Consider the following 5,293-nt stretch of genomic DNA (forward strand, 5'->3'; position numbering starts at 1 on the left):
CGCGATCGCACTTTTATTATTGTAGGTTGGGTTGAGGTTGCTTAAACCAACACATCTAGTTATAGTGTTAGAGCTACGTCTGATTGACGACTGAATACATATTTATAGTATTGTGTCAACTCCGTTTTACACTGACTGATACTATAGGATATCGCTATGGGGATCAAAAGCAACATCTGGCATAAACGCTATTTTGGTGCTAATGGGATGAGCCGCGAAGCGATAGCTTAGTTATTGGCTGACAAACATCTGATCCGCTAATTTCAGATTTATTTGAACAACTAAGGTCATAAAAGGTTACAATCAAGCTTGTGTAATTCAAGCCTATATTTACCCGGTTCACCTGGCATATTCTGTGTGGCAGGTAGTTGACTAAATGTAGGTTTTTCAATTAAATTAGAAGTTTCGTGCAATCAAACACAGTTCTCAAGCCGACAACGATTACAGCCCCATCCACTCGGAAAGAAGAGTTACCCTTTACTCTCCAAGAGTTGAAAACGGCAATTCCCGCCTATTGTTTTGAACCTTCTGTTTGGAAGTCTCTCAGTTATTTCTTTCTAGACATTGGCATAATCGCTGGATTTTATGCCATCGCCTATAAACTGGATTCCTGGTTCTTTTTCCCCATCTTCTGGTTACTCCAAGGAACCATGTTTTGGGCGTTGTTTGTGGTGGGTCATGACTGCGGTCATGGCTCTTTCTCTAAGATTAAATGGTTGAATAATCTGATTGGACACCTGTGTCACACTCCCATCCTGGTGCCCTTCCACGGGTGGCGTATCAGTCACAGAACGCACCATGCCAATACGGGTAGCCTGGAAACCGATGAAAGCTGGTATCCGGTATCTCAGACTAAGTATGAGCAGATGCCATGGTATGAAAAGCTATTCCGGTATAATTTACCATTGCTAGCCTATCCCATCTACCTATTTAAGCGATCCTCTGATCGCGAAGGTTCCCATTTTATGCCCAATAGTCCGTTATTCCGTCCCTCGGAAAAATGGGATATTGTCACCAGTTCTGTTCTCTGGGTGCTAATGGTTGCCTTTTTAGGTGGACTGACATTTCAGTTCGGTTGGCTATTTCTGGTGAAGTATTATCTGGTTCCTTATGTTGTGTTTGTAATCTGGCTAGATTTGGTCACATTCATGCATCACACTGAACCGGATATTCCCTGGTATCGGGGAGATGATTGGTATTTCCTGAAAGGGGCATTATCAACAATTGATCGGGATTACGGCTTTATTAATCCCATTCATCATCATATCGGTACTCATGTGGCGCATCATATTTTCTTGAATATGCCCCACTATCACTTGAAGACGGCAACCGAGGCAATTAAACCCGTGTTAGGCGAGTATTACCGAAACTCAAACGAGCCGATTTGGAAGAGTTTTATTCGTTCTTACTGGGCTTGTCGTTTTGTTGCCGATCAAGGATCTCCGGTTTACTATGAACCTGCCAAACATCCGCGCTCGAACTAAAGACTAGAAGGCGGATTTACTACATTAGAACTGTAGAGACGTTGCAGGCAACGTCTCTACAGTTCGGAAAGTCCTAATCGATGTGTCTACTGCTATAATTGTCGTGAGTTTCCTGACTTTTATTTGCTTCAACTAACAGCAAACTCAGTAAATTTCCGTTTATAGGGGGCTTTAAAACCCAAAACTATATCTTGTTTAGGAACTCCAGCTTCTACTAATTCATTAGCCACTCCGATTTCGGTTCCATCGCGTTCGATCCAAATTTTGCCATCTTTAATTTCTACGTAAATGATACAACCAAATATCCGCGTTAGTTCTTGCCAACCAATATTAAGAACTTGATAGCGATCGCGCTCCGTATCAAATATCAGTTTTACTTCTGTCTGACTATTTGAGCGATTTTTTGCGTGGCTTTCAAGAATTCTTTGGACTATTTCTTTGTAATTCAGTCTCTCCATATAACAATCTCCTCTTGAGCTGGGTTAAAAATTAGTAATTTTAGTTGATATTCGCCAATTATTCTTTGAATAAACCTCCGACTAAAAAACTCATCGTAAACATCTACCGGAACTGCTAAATACAAAATCCGATCAGGTTCGGTCAACCTCAATGCTGAACGGTAATTGAGACATTGACCAAGAGCTAGGTGAAATTCAGTTACGTCTGAGGCTCCTAAAAAGGATTTTATCTCTACTGCTATTTTTTTACCAGTTTTCTCAGCAGCTAAAATTCTCTCTGCTGTTAAATCTATGTAAAAATCAACATCCTCTACTTGAATAAATAGATGCTCGTCAGTAATTGTCCATCCATCTTTTTCGAGGGCTGTTTTAACTATATTATGAAATAAATCTTTAGCTGGCATAAATTAACTTGAGTTTGCCGCTACTTATAGTATATTAAAAAACATTACTGTGGAGCGATCGCTCATCTACCCACAAAAAAGCGATCGCGCTATTGCCGTAGCTGAATTGTAGCAATCGCCATAGCGGTTAGGACACATCTTATGGTAGAGACGTTGCATGCAAGGTCTCTACCAGAGTTCAGAAAGTCCTAATCGATGTGTCTACTGCTATACTAACCTTTTCACAGGTTCATAAGTCATCGTTTGCCCTCGCCGTACATCTTGCGTTTCAATCGTATTCATCGGATGTCCCTGTTTATTAATCTTCCTTTAACCGTTCCAAGAATACCTGATAATTCTGAGACTGGGAACCAAATACATAGTCGGGTGACGTAACAGTCATGTCACTCCCCCCCGCCTTTCTCAGATGATTAACCGCCGCTAATAACATATTTTGCTCAACGACAATTGTTACCGCATACCAATCCTTTTCTTCCTTAGAATAAACCTTGGCAATCGTGGGTCCTCGTAACCCAGTTAAACCGCTCAATTCACTATGATTGACCAAATAATCACCAATCTCATCGGCTGACTTACCGCGAACATTCGCCGTAATCGAGACATATTTTTTGGCATTCAGATTTGCCTCAATTAATTCCAAGATAGTTTTAGTTGTATCCAGTTTCGTGGGATCGTCTTGGAGGAGGCGTTTATTGCCAATTAGACAGGCTTGGGACTTCAAAAGTGTCCCACCAGTAATCCGCTTCAAGCGGTTTTCGCGCAGGGTGGTTCCCGTACTGGTGACATCAGCAATCATGTCGGCATAACCCATACTGGGTGCGGCTTCCATTGCGCCTTGGACGGAGACGAGGGAAAAGTTGACAATTAGCTTTTCATACAACCAATCTCTGGTCAGATTAGGATATTTCGTGGCAATTCTGAGGTTTTTACCTTTTTCTTTAAATAGAAGGGTGAGTTCGGCTAAATCTTCAATCGAGGAGACATCTACCCAACTTTCGGGAACGGCTAATACCAGTTCGCATTTACCGTAACCCAAACGGTCATGAATAACCACGACATTATCATGACCCACGCCTTCTTCACAGACGACATCATAGCCAGTAATTCCTAGGTCAACGCTACCTTCTTCAACTTTGGTGAAAATATCAGCAGCCCGTTGGAAAAGTACATTAATTTGAGGGAGTGAAGGAATCGAGCCGAAATATTGGCGATCGCTGGGTCTAAAGACGCTCATCCCACAGGCTGACAGCAGGCTGCTTGTCGAGCGTTCCAGCGCTCCTTTACTGGGGAGAGCGAGGCGAACGGGTGATTGGTGATTGGTCATTGGTGATTTGTCATTGGTCATTTGTTATTTGTCATTTGTTATTTGTCATTTGTCATTTTTCATTCGTTTTAATCCATCATAAATATGCTTGGCGGCGTCGCTTACGGTTAGCTGCTGCTGTTCTCCGGAATCCATCTGCTTGAGTACAACATTTGACGCTTGTCGTTCCTCTGAACCTACGAGAATGGTGTAGGGAATGCCTTGTTTGTTGGCATATTGGAAGTTACTGGAAACACTTTTACCTCTCAGATCCATGGCGACTGCTAATCCAGTATGTCGCAATTTTTGGGCAACATTAATGGCATATCCGGCATCATCTTGACTGACAGGAACCACCAAAACATCCACGAATTGATCCACTTGCCAGACTTTACCCTCGCCTTCTAGGGCTAATCTTAGCCGTTCCATCCCGTAGGAAAAGCCGGTAGCTGGGGTATCTTGGCGTCCGCCGAAGGTTCCCACTAAATCATCATATCGACCACCGCCGCAGATTTGTCGCTCCTGTTTGCCTGCGCCATGATAAATTTCAAAAATCATGCCTGTATAGTATTGCAATCCTCGGCTAAGTCCTAAATCCAGGCTAATTTGACTAGAATCTAGATTGTAGAATTCTAATGTCTTAATAATCTCACGCAGTTGTTCAAGTCCAGCATCATCAATGCCATGGGCACAGAGGAGTGTTTGGGCTTCTTTTAAGACTTCCGTCGGTTCTCCTACCAGTTGTCCCAGTTGACTCATAAACTCTAGCGCTTTACTGACTCTCTCAGTTTGATCTTGGCGTTTTATTTTGGTCAGCAGGCGATCAACAATTTCCTGGGCGTCACGATTCCCCGCCAATTCAATGTTCATGCTGTCTAGGAGATCCAGAATCGTAGTTTGGGCGTCGGATTCTGCCATTCCCTGAAAGAGTTGACTCAACCGTTGGCTGTGGACTGTCTCCGGGTTTGTTTGTTCTGGGCTGAGTTGGGGGTTGGAGGTATAGAGGGCAAAGGCGGGATAGATATCACACAAGCGCTGTTCGACGGCGGATTTGCCTTCCTTGCGTAAAATTTCCATATTGGTTAGCAAGAAGCTACGCAAGCGACTTTCGATCTGGAGGTTATCCAGAAATTTAGAGATTACGCCAATATGACCCAGAACGATGCGATACCCACTTAATCCTAAGCGATTTAACCCTTGAGATGCGATCGCAATAATTTCGGCATCTGCCATCGCCCCAGTCGCGCCAATCAGTTCAATCCCCATCTGGTTAAACTGGCGGTAGCGTTCCTTCTGGGGGCGTTCGTAGCGGAAGGCGGAACCCGCATAGTAGAGGCGAATGGGTTGGGGAACGCCTTGCAGGTTGTCTACATAAGCGCGGACAACAGAGGCGGTAAATTCGGGGCGCAAGCAAAGGCGGCGGTTGCGGTAGATGAAGTCATAGAGACGGGGGGCGATTTCTTCACCGGATTTCCTTAAATACAGTTCTGTATATTCAATCAGTGGCACGTCAATTGGACGATAGCCGAAGGATTGGAAGCATTGGCGCAGGGTATCTTCAAGCTGTTTAGTGATGGCGTAATCGTCGGGCAAGACATCGTTGACGCCCCGCACTCGTTCAATTTTGGTTGTTCGCATTTTGGT

Annotated in this window: 5 protein-coding genes; 1 reads left to right on the forward strand and 4 read right to left on the reverse strand. The window is 43.8% G+C overall.

All coding sequences use genetic code 11. The annotated features are described in order from the left end of the window. Nucleotides 1-407: 407 nt before the first annotated feature. Complete coding sequence (locus tag ACLFWI_RS26255; protein WP_446415367.1) at nucleotides 408-1,484, forward strand: fatty acid desaturase; 1,077 nt, start codon at nucleotides 408-410, stop codon at nucleotides 1,482-1,484. Between the two features lie 128 nt (nucleotides 1,485-1,612). Here the strand turns inward: ACLFWI_RS26255 and ACLFWI_RS26260 are convergent, their stop codons facing one another. From ACLFWI_RS26260 to hisZ, 4 genes are all read right to left on the reverse strand, one after another. After that, nucleotides 1,613-1,942 carry an element excision factor XisI family protein gene (locus tag ACLFWI_RS26260; protein ID WP_446415368.1) on the reverse strand — a complete coding sequence of 110 codons (330 nt, stop codon included), beginning with the start codon at nucleotides 1,940-1,942 and terminating at the stop codon, nucleotides 1,613-1,615. Continuing rightward, the gene (locus tag ACLFWI_RS26265) at nucleotides 1,930-2,346 is read right to left on the reverse strand and encodes a XisH family protein (RefSeq protein WP_446415369.1); all 417 of its coding nucleotides are present in this window, start codon (nucleotides 2,344-2,346) and stop codon (nucleotides 1,930-1,932) included. Before ACLFWI_RS26265 ends, ACLFWI_RS26260 begins: the two co-directional genes overlap by 13 nt. 298 nt (nucleotides 2,347-2,644) lie before the next feature. Then, a complete protein-coding gene (gene hisG / locus ACLFWI_RS26270; RefSeq protein WP_446415370.1) occupies nucleotides 2,645-3,691 on the reverse strand; it encodes an ATP phosphoribosyltransferase in 1,047 nt (348 codons plus the stop codon). Nucleotides 3,692-3,715: 24 nt separating this feature from the next. Further along, the coding region (hisZ, locus tag ACLFWI_RS26275) for an ATP phosphoribosyltransferase regulatory subunit (RefSeq protein WP_446415371.1) at nucleotides 3,716-5,293 on the reverse strand (1,578 nt) is incomplete at its 5' end.

Source organism: Coleofasciculus sp. (assembly GCF_046539235.1).
Lineage (GTDB): Bacteria > Cyanobacteriota > Cyanobacteriia > Cyanobacteriales > Coleofasciculaceae > Coleofasciculus.